Source organism: Bacteroides sp. MSSM.1001136sp1_RTP21357st2_D2_RTP21359_211015 (genome assembly GCF_040913205.1).
In the GTDB taxonomy this organism is placed as follows: domain Bacteria; phylum Bacteroidota; class Bacteroidia; order Bacteroidales; family Bacteroidaceae; genus Bacteroides; species Bacteroides ovatus.
This window is the reverse complement of sequence record NZ_JBDFVF010000023.1, coordinates 1-15,092: the sequence shown is the minus strand read 5'-3', so window position 1 is coordinate 15,092 and position 15,092 is coordinate 1. Positions and strand designations below refer to the sequence as shown.

Annotated in this window: 12 protein-coding genes and 2 rRNA genes; 3 read left to right on the top strand and 11 right to left on the bottom strand. The window is 43.6% G+C overall.

The genetic code is table 11. The features are described 5' to 3' along the window. Positions 1 to 38: 38 nt before the first annotated feature. Positions 39 to 503 carry a helix-turn-helix domain-containing protein gene (locus AB5217_RS15235; RefSeq protein WP_004301101.1) on the bottom strand — a complete coding sequence of 155 codons (465 nt, stop codon included), beginning with the start codon at positions 501 to 503 and terminating at the stop codon, positions 39 to 41. Between the two features lie 269 nt (positions 504 to 772). On the opposite strand from AB5217_RS15235, the gene recQ reads away from it, so the two are divergent. Then, positions 773 to 2,581, top strand: coding sequence for a DNA helicase RecQ (gene recQ, locus AB5217_RS15230; protein WP_368112683.1), 1,809 nt, complete (start codon positions 773 to 775; stop codon positions 2,579 to 2,581). A 7-nt stretch (positions 2,582 to 2,588) separates the two neighbouring features. Here recQ and AB5217_RS15225 read toward each other — a convergent pair whose 3' ends face one another. Further along, positions 2,589 to 3,407 (bottom strand): tetratricopeptide repeat protein, encoded by an 819-nt coding sequence (locus AB5217_RS15225; protein ID WP_004301105.1) that lies wholly within the window; start codon positions 3,405 to 3,407, stop codon positions 2,589 to 2,591. 28 nt (positions 3,408 to 3,435) lie between these two features. Continuing rightward, the gene (cysK, locus tag AB5217_RS15220; RefSeq protein ID WP_008651981.1) at positions 3,436 to 4,386 is read right to left on the bottom strand and encodes a cysteine synthase A; all 951 of its coding nucleotides are present in this window, start codon (positions 4,384 to 4,386) and stop codon (positions 3,436 to 3,438) included. Positions 4,387 to 4,517: 131 nt separating this feature from the next. Here cysK and AB5217_RS15215 point away from each other — a divergent pair, with 131 nt between their 5' ends. Together AB5217_RS15215 and AB5217_RS15210 are read left to right on the top strand one after the other, a co-directional pair. Further along, positions 4,518 to 6,353 carry an LTA synthase family protein gene (locus AB5217_RS15215; RefSeq protein ID WP_080706968.1) on the top strand — a complete coding sequence of 612 codons (1,836 nt, stop codon included), beginning with the start codon at positions 4,518 to 4,520 and terminating at the stop codon, positions 6,351 to 6,353. A gap of 96 nt (positions 6,354 to 6,449) precedes the next feature. After that, on the top strand, positions 6,450 to 7,139 hold the full coding sequence (locus AB5217_RS15210; protein WP_032843893.1) for a phosphatase PAP2 family protein: 690 nt from the start codon (positions 6,450 to 6,452) through the stop codon (positions 7,137 to 7,139). A gap of 81 nt (positions 7,140 to 7,220) precedes the next feature. Here the strand turns inward: AB5217_RS15210 and leuB are convergent, their stop codons facing one another. The 8 genes from leuB to AB5217_RS15170 form a co-directional block, all read right to left on the bottom strand. Beyond that, on the bottom strand, positions 7,221 to 8,282 hold the full coding sequence (gene leuB, locus AB5217_RS15205) for a 3-isopropylmalate dehydrogenase (protein WP_008651986.1): 1,062 nt from the start codon (positions 8,280 to 8,282) through the stop codon (positions 7,221 to 7,223). A 60-nt stretch (positions 8,283 to 8,342) separates the two neighbouring features. Further along, a complete protein-coding gene (locus tag AB5217_RS15200; RefSeq protein WP_004301119.1) occupies positions 8,343 to 9,890 on the bottom strand; it encodes an alpha-isopropylmalate synthase regulatory domain-containing protein in 1,548 nt (515 codons plus the stop codon). Continuing rightward, positions 9,872 to 10,468 (bottom strand): 3-isopropylmalate dehydratase small subunit, encoded by a 597-nt coding sequence (gene leuD, locus AB5217_RS15195; RefSeq protein WP_004307192.1) that lies wholly within the window; start codon positions 10,466 to 10,468, stop codon positions 9,872 to 9,874. Before leuD ends, AB5217_RS15200 begins: the two co-directional genes overlap by 19 nt. 41 nt (positions 10,469 to 10,509) lie before the next feature. After that, on the bottom strand, positions 10,510 to 11,904 hold the full coding sequence (gene leuC, locus AB5217_RS15190; protein ID WP_004327113.1) for a 3-isopropylmalate dehydratase large subunit: 1,395 nt from the start codon (positions 11,902 to 11,904) through the stop codon (positions 10,510 to 10,512). 81 nt (positions 11,905 to 11,985) lie between these two features. Next, a complete protein-coding gene (locus tag AB5217_RS15185; protein ID WP_032843895.1) occupies positions 11,986 to 13,482 on the bottom strand; it encodes a 2-isopropylmalate synthase in 1,497 nt (498 codons plus the stop codon). Between the two features lie 402 nt (positions 13,483 to 13,884). After that, entirely contained in the window at positions 13,885 to 14,118 is a 234-nt protein-coding gene (locus AB5217_RS15180; protein WP_004307193.1) for a hypothetical protein, read from the bottom strand. 123 nt (positions 14,119 to 14,241) lie between these two features. Next, a 5S ribosomal RNA gene (gene rrf, locus AB5217_RS15175) occupies positions 14,242 to 14,352 on the bottom strand. A gap of 77 nt (positions 14,353 to 14,429) precedes the next feature. Next, positions 14,430 to 15,092: ribosomal RNA gene (locus AB5217_RS15170) — 23S ribosomal RNA — on the bottom strand; the annotation flags it as partial.

Below are 15,092 nucleotides of genomic sequence, written 5' to 3'. Positions count from 1 at the left end.
TAGAGGTAATTCCTTTTGACTAGTTTCGGAACGCGCAATTATTTCTTATTTTCGAGATGTTTTTTGCGATATCCATTAGGAGTCTCACCTACGTTTTTGTAAAATGCAGCGTAAAAAGATTGACGATTTGCAAAGCCAACCATGGCACTAATTTCTTCCACATTTTTGTCGGCATAACGTTTGTCAGTCAATAAATGCAAAGCATCTTTTACTCTGTATTCATTCAACAGGCAAGAATAGTTCATGCCAAAGCGTGAGTTTACTACTGCAGAAAGGTAACGAGTATTCGTTTTCAATTCTTTCGCCAAGTCCTTAGCTGAATAATCAGGATCCTTGTACTTCTTCTGTACAACGATGATATTCAGGATCTTGTCATACAACTCGTCTGCCAATTCCGGTCTAATCAAAGACCTGTATGCAGCCTTTTTTTCTTTCTTTTCCCTCAAATTGTAGGGACGTTTTTTCGGAGTTTCTTCCGTTTTTTTGTTCTCTAAATCACTCATTGAATTAACTGGTTAGGGTTTGTTCATTTGTTAATTATTGCTCATTTGCAACATAACATGTTACAAATGTCTTACTTTTTTTTTAAACACACAATTATTTTGTGCATTTTTTTTCTAAATAAACAATCAAAAACCTTGAAAAAGAGGGAATAGGGTTGAATAATAAGAAACTTTAACTTATTTATAATTCATATCAGAAACTGAAATCTACACATAATGAAAATTGCCAAAGAAAAATGTACCTTTGCAGCATGGATAAATCAGCATCAATGAGAGAAACTCTAAAGACATATTTCGGATACGATAGTTTCCGTCCTCTGCAAGAAGAAATCATCCGCCACATCCTGAACAAACAGGATGCATTGGTATTAATGCCTACTGGTGGGGGAAAATCAATCTGCTACCAACTCCCTGCATTGCTTTGCAAAGGTACTGCCGTTGTCGTTTCCCCACTTATCTCATTGATGAAAGATCAGGTAGAAGCACTGCTGGCAAATGGCATCGCTGCCGGAGCACTGAACAGCAGTAATGACGAAACGGAAAACGTCCAACTGCGTCGCGCATGTGTTGAAGGACGCCTGAAGCTGCTTTACATTTCACCGGAAAAACTTTTAGCAGAAAAGGATTATTTGTTGCGGGATATGAACATCTCTCTGTTTGCTATTGATGAAGCGCATTGTATTTCACAATGGGGACATGACTTCCGTCCGGAATACACACAAATGGGAGTGCTTCACCAACAATTTCCGCAAATACCGATTGTCGCACTAACTGCTACTGCGGATAAAATCACGCGCGAAGACATTGTACGGCAATTACATCTCAACCATCCCCGTATCTTTATCTCATCTTTCGACCGTCCCAACATTAGCCTGACTGTGAAACGTGGTTTTCAAGCGAAAGAGAAGAACAAGGCTATCTTAGAATTTATTCACCGCCACGGGGGAGAAAGCGGGATTATTTATTGCATGAGCCGAAATAAGACAGAAACCGTCGCACAGATGTTGCAAAAGCAGGGTATTCGCTGCGGTGTCTATCATGCCGGATTATCCACCCAACACCGGGACGAAACACAGAATGATTTTATTAACGACCGCATACAGGTAGTATGTGCCACCATTGCTTTTGGAATGGGGATTGATAAATCAAATGTCCGCTGGGTCATACATTATAACCTGCCTAAAAGTATAGAAAGTTTTTATCAGGAAATAGGACGTGCCGGACGCGACGGTCTTCCTAGCGACACTGTCCTGTTTTATTCATTAGGAGATTTAATATTACTAACCAAATTCGCTTCGGAAAGTAATCAGCAAAACATCAATCTGGAAAAGCTTCAACGTATGCAGCAATATGCAGAGGCTGACATTTGCCGGCGTAGAATCTTATTAAGCTACTTCGGAGAGACAACAACAGAGGATTGCGGTAACTGCGATGTTTGTAAAAATCCACCTCAACGATTTGACGGTACGGTCATTGTGCAAAAGGCATTAAGCGCCATCGCACGTACAGAACAACAAATCAGCACAGGATTGCTGATTGACATTCTCCGTGGAAACTATTCTGCGGAAGTAACCGGAAAAGGGTATCAGGAACTTAAAACGTTCGGTGCCGGACGCGACATTCCTCCTCGTGACTGGCAAGACTATCTGCTTCAGATGTTGCAACTCGGCTACTTTGAAATAGCCTATAATGAAAACAACCATCTTAAAATTACTGCAAGCGGAAGTGATATTCTCTTCGGGAGAGCTAAGGCAACATTAGCAGTCATCCGGCACGAAGAAGTCGTCACTCAAAAAGGAAAAAAGAAAAAAGTGGTTGTTGCAAAGGTACTTCCTTTCGGCCTGGAAGGTGGAGAAAACGAGGATTTATTCGAAGCCTTACGCGGATTGAGGAAACAACTGGCCGATCAGGAGGCACTACCCGCCTACATCGTCTTGTCAGACAAAGTATTACACCTGCTTAGTATTTCCCGTCCTACCACTATAGAAGAATTCGGAGAAATCAGCGGTATCGGAGAATACAAGAAGAAAAAATACGGAAAAGACTTCGTTAATTTGATTAGGCAGTTTGTAGAATAATCATACGTCACTTGCACTGCTTAAGCTGTTCGTGCAAATCAGCCGGAGGCACTCCCAATGAAATGGCTTTCTCAAAGTCAGCTTTGGCAAGTCCTTTCTTTTTCTGTGCCAGATAGATATTCCCACGCAGCAGATAAGCATCAGCCGAGGCAGCATCCAACCGGATCGCTTCCTCCAAATCAACCAATGCCAGATCTTCATGCTTCATTTCACGTTCCACGTCGGCACGGGCAATATAAAGCGTCGCATCGTCAGGAGTAGCCGTAATCATCTTATTCAGAATTTCAAGAGATTCCCGAAATTTTCCTTCTTTCTGCTCCAGAGTAGCCAATCCCAGACGACCGCTATAACTCTGCGGATCCAGTTCCAGCAAACGATTATAATCGATTCTCGCAGCCGGATAATCCCGGCGGAGCACATAAATATAGGCACGCATCAACAAAGCTTCCTTGTTCTGCTTATCCTCATCAAGCACCTGACAATAATCGGTATAAGCACGGTCCGTTTTTCCCATTTCCATATAAATAGCGGCACGGTCGAGTAAAATAGGAACTGCCAAAGGAGCAAAATTCAGTGCAAAAGAATAAGACTCCAGCGCTTTATCAAACTCACCCAAGCGACGCTGTACCAATCCCAGGTTAGAAAAAAGCAACGCATTTTTGGCATTCTTCGGTTCCAGCTTCAAAGCCTGAAGCAAAAGTTCCTCTGCTTTGGGAAGACTGTCTTTCTCAATACATTCAATGGCTCTCTCGGACAATTGCTGATAAGTTTGTGCAAAGGCAACAGCCGGAAAACAAAAAAGCAAAGCTATAATTATTCTTACCATGGTTCAGGTCTTTTTTATAATGAATGAATTAATCCAATGGATATGCGTCAAAAGCAAACAGTTCGGTCGACAAATAACGCTCTCCCGTATCAGGTAACAACGCTACTATTTTTTTGTTCTTAAATTCCGGACGCAGTGACAGTTGACGGGCAGCATACACAGCTGCTCCCGAAGAAATTCCCGCCAGCAGACCTTCCGTCGACGCTAACTCACGTCCCGCACGAATCGCTTCATCATCGGGTACACCCATCACCTCATCTACCACAGAAGCATCATAAAGTTTGGGAATAAAATTTGCTCCGATACCCTGAATACGATGCGGAGCCGCCTCTCCTCCTGCCAATACAGGAGACGACGCCGGTTCTACCGCCACAATATAAATATCCGGATTATGTTTCTTTAAAGCACGGGCTACACCGCAAACCGTTCCTCCGGTGCCCACTCCGGCCACAAAAACAGCCACTTCACCGTCTGTATCCCGCCAGATCTCTTCACCTGTCGTCCGCTCATGAACAGCCGCATTAGCCGGATTCTCAAATTGTTGTAAGATCACCGAACCGGGAATACTATCACGCAACTCCTGCGCCTTGGCAATAGAAGCTGCCATCCCTCCTACCCCGTCTGTCAATACAATCTGCGCACCCAGCGCTTTCAACAGATTCCGCCGTTCCAGGCTCATTGTTTCAGGCATGGTCAATATCAAATGATACCCTTTAATAGTGGCTACCATTGCCAACCCGACACCTGTATTTCCGCTTGTCGGCTCAATAATCGTCGCACCGGGTTTCAATAATCCCCGAACTTCGGCATCTTCAATCATCGAAAGAGCCACCCTGTCTTTTACACTTCCCGCTGGATTAAAAGCCTCCAGTTTGGCAATAATATTTTGTTCCAGACCGTACTTTCCGCTATAACCGGAAAGTTCCATCAAAGGGGTATTCCCCACTAAATCTGTTAGTTTCCTTGCAATCTTTGCCATCTTATTACTTTATTTTTGTCACAGACACGACAAAGATATGGAAAAAAAGGTATGTTTTATATCACTTCATGAGAAAGATAAGGAAAAGTATAGTAACTTTGTATCCGTTCAATCTTTTTAAGTTTACAGATATGAAAAAGAGAATCATACAATTTCTCACGACCTATTTTTTATTTGTTCTTTTATTCGTTCTTCAGAAACCAATCTTCATGGTTTACTACCATGACTTATATACCAATGTATCTTTAGGTGACTACTTCCGCGTCATGTGGCACGGATTGCCTCTGGATTTATCTCTTGCAGGCTACCTGACCGCTATCCCCGGCTTACTGCTCATCGCCTCCGCCTGGACCAATTCATCCATACTCCGCCGCATCCGGCAAGGATACTTCGGGGTAATCGCCTTTATCATGGCCTGCATTTTTATCATCGACCTGGGATTATACGGCTTTTGGGGATTCCGTCTGGATGCCACCCCCGTTTTCTATTTCTTCTCTTCCCCCAAAGATGCTATGGCAAGCGTCAGCTTTTGGTTTGTACTATTGGGAATCTTATCTATGTTGATCTATGCAGCAATTTTATACTTTATTTTCTATTGCGTCCTTATCCGGGAGAAAAAGCCCCTGAAAATTCCTTATCGACGTCAGAATGTCTCGCTTGCACTCCTTTTGCTGACAGCGGCACTTTTCATCCCTATCCGGGGCGGATTCAGCGTATCCACCATGAATTTGAGCAAGGTATATTTCAGTCAGGACCAACGCATGAATCATGCAGCCATCAATCCGGCATTCAGCTTCATGTATTCCGCCACCCACCAGAATAATTTCGATAAGCAATATCGCTTCATGGACCCGAAAATAGCCGACGAATTATTTGCAGAGATGGTAGACAAACCTGTCGCAGCAACAGACAGCATCCCCCAATTATTGAATACACAACGTCCGAACATTATTTTTATTATCCTTGAGAGTTTCTCCACACACTTGATGGAAACTTTCGGAGGACAACCCAATGTGGCTGTCAACATGGATAAATTCGCAAAGGAAGGCATACTATTCAGCAACTTCTACGGTAGCAGTTTCCGCACAGATCGCGGACTGGCATCCATTATCAGCGGATATCCCGGACAGCCAAGTACCAGTATCATGAAATATCCCGAAAAAACAGACAAACTTCCTTCTATCCCCCGCAGCTTGAAAAACGCAGGATATAATCTGGAATATTACTATGGTGGAGATGCCGATTTTACCAATATGCGCTCTTACCTGGTATCTTCCGGCATCGAGAAGATTATTTCCGATAAAGATTTTCCTCTGTCCGAACGTACAGGAAAATGGGGAGCACAGGATCACGTCTTATTCCAACGCCTGATGAAAGACCTGAAAGAAGAAAAACAAAAAGAACCGTTTCTGAAACTTGTACAGACATCAAGCAGCCACGAACCATTCGAAGTCCCGTTCCACAGACTGTACGACAAAATCCTCAATTCTTTTGCCTATGCCGATAGTTGCGTGGGAGATTTCGTGAAACAGTATCAAGAGACACCGCTATGGAAAAATACACTGTTTGTACTCGTTCCCGATCATCAGGGTGCATATCCGTATCCAATAGAAAATCCGCTGGACGGCCAAACCATTCCACTGATTTTAATTGGAGGTGCAATAAAACAACCCTTGGTTGTAGATACTTATGCTTCACAAATAGACATCGCCGCTACCCTGCTCGCTCAACTAGGATTGCCGCATGATGAATTTACTTTCAGCAAAAATATCATGAATCCGGCGTCACCTCATTTCGCATACTTTACCCGGCCGAATTATTTCGGAATGATTACCGCCGATAATCAATTGGTATATAACCTCGATGCCAATACTGTGCAACTGGACGAAGGTACTGCCAAAGGAGCCAACCTGGAAAAAGGAAAAGCGTTCCTGCAGAAGCTCTACGACGACCTGGCGAAACGCTAGGAAATGAGTTATATTGAATATTTATAAAGTAATATAGGACAATTTTCTATTCTTTATTGTATATTTGCGACATTAAAAATAGATCAATAAAGCCTGATGATACACACCGGAATTGTCCAATATCTTTCGGAGATAGATACAAATATCTTCTTGTCTTTCAATGGTATACATTCCCCTTTCTGGGATTATTTCATGAGTTCTTTCACGGGTAAATTCATCTGGATTCCCATGTATGCCACTATATTGTATATTTTATTAAAAAACTTCCACTGGAAAGTAGTAATGTGCTACGTGGCTGCCATTGCACTGACTATCACCTTTGCCGACCAGATGTGCAGCAGCATCATTCGTCCGGTAGTAGCACGTCTGCGTCCCGCCAATCCGGAGAACCCGATTGTAGATCTAGTATATATCGTAAATGGTTACCGCGGAGGAAGCTACGGTTTCCCATCGTGCCATGCCGCCAATTCATTAGGTCTTGCCATGTTTGTCATATTCCTGTTCCGTAAACGTTGGCTAAGCATTTTCATCCTGACCTGGGCAATACTCAACTGCTACACACGTATATATCTGGGTGTACATTATCCCGGTGATTTACTCGTAGGAGGTATTATCGGAGGATTCGGCGGTTGGTTGTTCTGCACTATCGCCCACAAAGCAGCCATCTATCTGAAACCTTCCACCCGCACGAAGAGAAAAGAAATAAAACAATGGTCAGTCACTATTTATGTAGGATTACTGACTATACTCGGTATCGTTCTATACTCCACTATTAAAAGTTGGTAGAACACAACATATTTCGAACTAAAAAGTAAAAGCCTGACACCGTTATCCGATGCCAGGCTTTTACTTTTTTATCCGGGTTTATCAAGCTTTCTTGATATAATCAACAATCCACTGTCCTACTTCTTTTGTTCCGTACTTAGCACCGTCAGCCACCTGGATTTCCGGCGTACGTACATTCTCATCCAAAGAAGCATCTACGGCTTTACGAATCAATGCACCCTCTTCTTTAAGGTCGAAATACTCGAACAACATAGCTACAGAAAGAATCTGTGCCAACGGATTAGCAATATTCAATCCCTTAGCCTGCGGCCATGAACCGTGAATCGGTTCAAATACCGGAGTACTTTCACCTGTAGAAGCAGAAGGAAGCAAGCCCATAGAACCACTGATTACAGAACCTTCGTCAGTCAGGATATCACCGAATGTATTTTCCGTTACCATCACATCGAAGAAAGCAGGTTCCTGAATCATCTTCATTGCAGCATTATCCACAAACATATAATCAGTTGTCACTTCCGGATAGTTCGGAGCCATTTCCTGTGCAATCTGACGCCACAGACGGGAAGAAGCCAACACATTTGCCTTATCTACCACAGTCAGATGTTTTCTACGCTTCATCGCATATTCGAAAGCCACCTTCAAAATACGTTCGATTTCCGGACGAGTATAATAGTTCGTATCATACGCCTTATCATTATCCTGGTACTTTTCACCGAAATACATACCTCCAGTCAGCTCACGGATACAGATAAAATCGGCATTCTCTACCAACTCCGCACGCAACGGAGATTTGTGGATCAGGCATTTGAATGTCTGTACCGGACGGATATTAGCGAAAAGACCCAGTTTCTTACGCATAGCCAGCAAACCTTGCTCCGGACGTACCTTGGCAGTAGGATCATTGTCAAATTTCGGATCACCTACGGCAGAGAACAAAACAGCATCCGCCTCTTTACAAACCTGATAAGTTGCTTCCGGAAACGGATCGCCTACTTTATCAATCGCATCAGCTCCACAGATTGCATATTCGTAACTTACTTTGTGACCAAACTTCTCGCAAACGGCACTCATCACATCTACACCTTGCACAGAGATCTCCGGTCCGATGCCGTCGCCTGCTAATACAGCAATTTTAAAATCCATAATCGTTTATTCTTCTATTTATATATTCTTATAAAAAACATTCTTCGGGCAAGTTGTTTCTCACTTGCTCTTCTCGTATTCATCTTCGATGAGGTTCAACATCTTCATAGTAGCCTTGATGGCAGCCTCTGTCTGGTCGGCATCGAGTCCGCGGGTACGGAACACCTGCTCATCATAACTCCACGTGATAACTGTCTGCACAAATGCATCTGTACGTCCACCGGGAGGGATGGTTACCGCATAATTGGTCAACATCGGGAATTTACGTCCTAATGTCACCTTATATATTTTACGCAGCGCACGAACAAAAGCATCATACTGACCATCGCCGCCTGAACTCTCTTCGTACTCTTTTCCGTTGATTTCTATCTTCAACGTTGCCATCGGTTTCAACCCATGAGCCAGATTCACAAAATAGCTCTTCAGTTTAACCTTCTCACCCACTGCTCCATGTTTCAACACATCCGAAACAATGTACGGCAAATCTTCCTGTGTAACCAGTTCTTTCTTGTCGCCCAACTCGATGATGCGTTCCGTTACCTTGCGCATAGCATCTTCGTCCAGCTCCAATCCGAGATCTTCGAGGTTCTTACGGATATTTGCTTTACCGCTTGTCTTACCCAATGCATATTCGCGCTTGCGGCCAAAACGTTCGGGAAGCAAATCATTGCAGTAGAGATTATTCTTATTATCCCCGTCGGCATGCACTCCGGCCACTTGCGTAAAGACATTCTCACCTACAATCGGTTTATTGGCAGGTATCACAATTCCCGAATAAGACTCCACTACCCGACTGACATCATTCAAACGGCTTTCGTCGATATTTGTCACCGCATTGAAATGGTCTTTCAGGATAGCCTGCACACTTGCGAGAGGAGCATTTCCTGCCCGTTCACCCAGCCCATTGATGGTTGTATGCAATCCTTTGACACCGCTTAATACCGCGGCAAGGACATTACTCACAGCCAAATCATAATCATTGTGCGCATGGAAATCGAGATGAGTATTCGGATAACGTTTCTTCATCTTCCGCATATACTCTATCACTTGCAAAGGATTCAAGATACCCAACGTATCAGGCAACATAAAACGCTTGACACTCGTCTCTTTCAATCCATCCATCAACTGAAATACATATTCGGGGGAATCTTTGATACCGTTGCTCCAATCTTCCAGATAAACATTGACGGTTATATCCTGTTCGTCGGCATAATGCACCACACTTATGATATCCGCCAGATGTTCTTCCGGTGTCTTTTTCAGTTGTTGCGTACAATGCTTCAGTGAACCTTTACAAAGAAGATTTATCACACGGCAGCCGGTACGCTGAATCCAATCGACAGAAGTATGCCCGTCGACAAAGCCGAGCACTTCCACTTTATGGAGCAGACTACGACGGGCCGCCCAGTCGCAAATCATCTTCACGGCTTCAAACTCACCGTCCGACACACGCGCCGAAGCAACCTCCACCCGGTCTACCTTTAAATCTTCTAACAGTAAACGGGCGATCATTAGTTTCTCATGAGGCACGAAAGATACTCCGCTGGTTTGTTCACCATCACGGAGCGTTGTGTCCATGATTTCTATTTTCACGCCTTCTTTTCCCATTCTTCTATTTTATCTTTATTGCTCAACAAGAAATCGATATCGTCCAATCCGTTCATCAAACAAAGTTTCTTGTAAGCATTGATTTCGAAATGTTCACTTTTACCTGTCGCCTTGTTGGTGATGGTCTGTTCGGGAAGGTTCACTTCCACTTCCATCTTCGGGTCCGCTTCTATCGAATCAAACAACTCCTGCAGAAACTCCTCGGTAACAACCACCGGCAGTACAAAGTTGTTCAGCTCATTATTCTTATGAATATCGGCAAAGAAACTGGATACCACCACACGGAAACCATATCCTGCAATAGCCCAGGCAGCGTGTTCACGACTGGAACCCGAACCGAAGTTTTTTCCTGCCACCAATATCTGTCCACTGTAAGTAGGATTGTTCAACACAAAATCCTTGTTCAGGGAACCGTCAGCATTATAACGCCAGTCACGAAAAAGATTATCACCAAAGAATTTTTCTTCACGAGTGGTTGCTTTCAGGAAACGTGCCGGAATGATCTGGTCAGTATCTACGTTTTCTAAAGGAAGAGGTACACAAGTACTTGTTATTATATTAAATTTTGTCTTAGCCATCGTCTTATTTACAATTTAATGATTTACGAATTACGGTTAAATTACATCAGCTCTCTCGGATCGGTAATCACACCTGTCACCGCAGCAGCGGCAGCTACCAGCGGACTAGCCAGCAAAGTGCGTGCACCGGGGCCCTGACGTCCTTCGAAATTACGGTTGCTGGTAGATACCGAATACTTTCCGGCAGGAATCTTATCATCGTTCATTGCCAGACAAGCAGAACATCCCGGCTGACGGATAGCAAATCCGGCTTCCGTCAATATCTTGTCGATTCCTTCCTTACGGATCTGTGCGTCTACCATCCATGAACCCGGAACCAGCCATGCAATTACATTCTCCGCTTTCTTACGACCTTTCACGATGGAAGCAAATGCACGGAAATCTTCAATACGACCGTTTGTACAAGCACCAAGGAATACATAATCAATCTTCTTACCCAACAAAAATTCACCCGGTTGGAATCCCATATACTCCATTGATTTCTTGAACGAAACCTGTGCAGCTTCACTCATTCCTTCCATAGTAGGAATATGCTGTGTGATTCCCATACCCATACCCGGATTCGTTCCGTAGGTAATCATCGGTTCAATATCAGCCGCTTCGAAACGGACTTCTTTATCAAACACGGCATCATCATCACTCTTCAATGTCTTCCAATAAGCCAAAGCCTTGTCCCATGCTTCGCCTTGCGGAGCACTTTCACGTCCTTTGATATATTCAAAAGTCACTTCATCCGGAGCAACCATACCACCACGCGCACCCATTTCAATAGAAAGGTTGCAAAGGGTAAGACGTCCCTCCATTGTCAGATTGCGGATAGCCGAACCTGCATATTCCACGAAGTAACCCGTAGCACCACTGGTAGTCATCTTAGACATCATATACAGAGCCACATCCTTTGCAGTCACCCCTTTACCCAGTTCACCGTCTACAGTGATACGCATTGTTTTCGGTCTCGACTGGAGAATACATTGTGAAGCCAGCACCATTTCCACCTCGCTCGTTCCGATACCGAAAGCAATCGCTCCCATTGCACCGTGAGTAGAAGTGTGAGAGTCACCGCAAACAATCGTCATTCCCGGCAAGGTCAAACCACGTTCGGGACCTACCACATGAATAATACCATTCTTCGGATGCATCATGCCGTAGTGTGTCAGACCAAAATCCTTCGCATTCTGCGTCAGCGTGTCCACCTGCGTTTTAGAAATCGGATCTTCAATCTCCTTATCCTGATCGTGTGTCGGTGTATTATGGTCGGGCATACAAAATACCTTTTCGGGACGCAATACTCCGATTCCACGTTCACGCAATCCCGCAAAAGCCTGCGGACTAGTCACTTCGTGACAATATAACCGATCAATATAAAGCTGTGTAGGGCCATCTTCCACAGTAGTCACCACGTGGGCATCCCATATCTTATCAAATAATGTATTCATCTGTTTATTTACTATTTTACTAATTACTATTTACTCTTTCAATCAATCTCTGTAATACCAAACCGACTGTCAATCTCTTTTTTACGATTTGAATTTGTTAATACAGTCGATGTAGGCTTCTACCGAAGCAGCAATAATATCTGTATTGGCACCAAAACCATAATAAATCTGGTTATCGTATTCTACCTGCATGTGCACTTTACCTACATCATCACTTCCCTTACTGATAGCCTGAATAGTAAACTCTTTCAGAGTCATGTGGCGTTCTACAATCTTTTTCAATGCTTTGATGGCAGCATCTACCGGACCATTACCACTGGCACAAGCTTCAAACTTCTCACCGGCAATATTCAATCCCAAACTAGCTACCGAACGAACACCGACACCACTCGTCACCTGCAAGTAATCCAGTTTGATACGATGGTTCTGGCTACGGTCTGCACCTGCCAATACTAAAATATCATCATCATTAATATCTTTCTTCTTATCAGCCAACTTCAGGAACTCATCATATACCTTATCCAGTTTTTCCTGATCCAGATCCACTCCCAATATAGAAAGACGATTTTTCAATGCAGCACGTCCGCTGCGGGCAGTCAATACGATAGAGTTATCATCAATACCCACATCATGCGGATCGATAATCTCATACGTCTGTACATTTTTCAATACGCCATCCTGATGGATACCTGAAGAGTGTGCGAAAGCGTTACGTCCAACGATTGCTTTATTGGGTTGTACCGGCATATTCATCAGGCTGGATACCATACGGCTGGTCGGATAAATCTTCTGCGTATTGATATTGGTTTGAATATCTATTTCGTGATGGCTCTTAATAATCATGGCGATTTCTTCGAGAGCAGTATTTCCTGCACGTTCGCCAATACCGTTGATGGTAACTTCCACCTGACGCGCACCGTTCAAAACACCGGCTATCGTATTGGCAGTAGCCATACCCAAGTCATTATGACAGTGAGTAGAAAGTATGGCATTATCAATGCCGTCTACATGGTCAACCAAGTATTTTATCTTGGCGCCATATTCTGAAGGCAAGCAGTAACCTGTTGTATCAGGGATATTCACTACGGTAGCTCCCGCTTTGATGACAGCTTCTACCACACGTGCCAGATATTCGTTATCCGTACGGCCTGCGTCTTCTGCATAAAATTCCACATCGTCTACAAAACGGCGGGCATATTTCACAGCAGCTACTGCACGTTCGATAATCTCTTCACGATTCGAATTGAATTTATATTTAATGTGCGAATCAGAAGTACCGATACCGGTGTGAATACGTTTATGTTTAGCAAATTTCAGTGCATCTACGGCTACATCAATATCTTTTTGAACTGCGCGGGTCAAAGCACAGATAGTAGGCCAAGTCACCGCTTTTGAAATCTCAATTACTGAATTAAAATCCCCCGGGCTCGAAATGGGGAATCCGGCTTCAATCACGTCTACTCCCAACGCTTCCAATGCCTTTGCTACCTGAATCTTTTCTACTGTATTCAACTGGCATCCCGGAACCTGTTCACCATCTCTAAGAGTGGTATCAAAAATAAATAACCTATTGTCCATATTCTTATGTATATTATATAATTATTAGCATTAAAAAAAGCCTTTCACACTTGGAAGTGAGAAAGGCTTTCGTATATTTTCATTTATACACATTTACGCGCAGCACTCACTTCCACTAACCTTTGATAGTAGAATAATAATACCGCATAGTAGAATATGTATAAACATCTGATTCATTTCTTGTCTCTTTTATTAGTTTGACGGTGCAAAGGTATGGATTATTTCTTTACCACCAAATAATACGTTACTTTTTTATCGAAAAAAATATCATTTCATAAGTTAAAGCCGATTATTAGCAAAAATGTATCACGAATAAAGCGATATGTTTATTAAAACAGAAAGAGGGAGTAGAATGTTGAACCATTCTCTCCCTCTCCTTCTTTATTGTTCTAAATCAATAGATTACTTCTTATCGCAACATTCTTTCTTTTCTGCGCAATCAGCTTTTTTGTCGCAAGCAGTAGCACAAGAGTCCTTAGCCTGGCAGCAAGAATCAGTTTCAACAACAGCTTCCACTGTTTCTACAGTTGTCTCTTCACCTTCAGAAGCAGCGTTAGTAGTTTTGTTACCAGTACAAGACATCATTGCAAAAGAAAATGTTACTGCTACAGCAGCCAAAAATAATTTAGTTTTCATACCTTTTAAATTTGCTTTAAACGTTTAATAAAATAATTGTCGGTCGCAAATATAGCACTTTTTTCGCAAAGTACCAAATGACAGAAGCCCCTTGATTCAAAATGAATCAAGGGGCTTCTTAAAAAACGGCGGCTACCTACTCTCCCACTGTTACGCAGTACCATCGGCGTGACGAGGCTTAACTTCTCTGTTCGGAATGGGAAGAGGTGGAACCCTCGTGCTATAACCACCTGAAGAAGGTTATGACATGATGAAAAGTAAAATTTCAGTGTCTAGCAAGCTAAACGTATATACCCAACCGGTACATGTCCGAAAGAAAGTGAACGGGCAATTAGTAATGCTCGGCTTTGATGTTACCACCTTTACACCTGCATCCTATCAACGTCATCGTCTTTGACGACCCTAAGAAATCTAATCTTGTGGCTGGCTTCGTACTTAGATGCTTTCAGCACTTATCCAATCCCGACTTAGATACCCAGCAATGCACCTGGCGGCACAACTGGTAAACCAGCGGTCAGTCCAACACGGTCCTCTCGTACTAGTGTCAGAGCCACGCAAATTTCATACGCCCACGATAGATAGAGACCGAACTGTCTCACGACGTTCTGAACCCAGCTCGCGTGCCACTTTAATGGGCGAACAGCCCAACCCTTGGGACCTTCTCCAGCCCCAGGATGTGACGAGCCGACATCGAGGTGCCAAACCCCTCCGTCGATATGAGCTCTTGGGAGGGATCAGCCTGTTATCCCCGGAGTACCTTTTATCCTTTGAGCGATGTCCCTTCCATACGGAAACACCGGATCACTATGCTCTAGTTTCCTACCTGATCGACTTGTCTGTCTCCCAGTCAAGCGCCCTTATGCCATTACACTCTACGGACGGTTACCAATCGTCCTGAGGGCACCTTTAGAAGCCTCCGTTACACTTTTGGAGGCGACCACCCCAGTCAAACTACCCACCAAACAGTGTCCTCG

Excerpts from the sequence above, each read along its gene's own strand:
- AB5217_RS15225 (WP_004301105.1), bottom strand. The coding sequence starts at position 3,407 with ATGGTAAGAATAATTATAGCTTTGCTTTTTTGTTTTCCGGCTGTTGCC.
- AB5217_RS15200 (WP_004301119.1), bottom strand. The coding sequence starts at position 9,890 with ATGGGAAAAGAAGGCGTGAAAATAGAAATCATGGACACAACGCTCCGT.
- leuB (WP_008651986.1), bottom strand. The coding sequence starts at position 8,282 with ATGGATTTTAAAATTGCTGTATTAGCAGGCGACGGCATCGGACCGGAG.
- AB5217_RS15215 (WP_080706968.1), top strand. The coding sequence starts at position 4,518 with ATGAAAAAGAGAATCATACAATTTCTCACGACCTATTTTTTATTTGTT.
- AB5217_RS15235 (WP_004301101.1), bottom strand. The coding sequence starts at position 503 with ATGAGTGATTTAGAGAACAAAAAAACGGAAGAAACTCCGAAAAAACGT.
- leuD (WP_004307192.1), bottom strand. The coding sequence starts at position 10,468 with ATGGCTAAGACAAAATTTAATATAATAACAAGTACTTGTGTACCTCTT.
- recQ (WP_368112683.1), top strand. The coding sequence starts at position 773 with ATGAGAGAAACTCTAAAGACATATTTCGGATACGATAGTTTCCGTCCT.
- leuC (WP_004327113.1), bottom strand. The coding sequence starts at position 11,904 with ATGAATACATTATTTGATAAGATATGGGATGCCCACGTGGTGACTACT.
- AB5217_RS15180 (WP_004307193.1), bottom strand. The coding sequence starts at position 14,118 with ATGAAAACTAAATTATTTTTGGCTGCTGTAGCAGTAACATTTTCTTTT.
- AB5217_RS15185 (WP_032843895.1), bottom strand. The coding sequence starts at position 13,482 with ATGGACAATAGGTTATTTATTTTTGATACCACTCTTAGAGATGGTGAA.
- AB5217_RS15210 (WP_032843893.1), top strand. The coding sequence starts at position 6,450 with ATGATACACACCGGAATTGTCCAATATCTTTCGGAGATAGATACAAAT.
- cysK (WP_008651981.1), bottom strand. The coding sequence starts at position 4,386 with ATGGCAAAGATTGCAAGGAAACTAACAGATTTAGTGGGGAATACCCCT.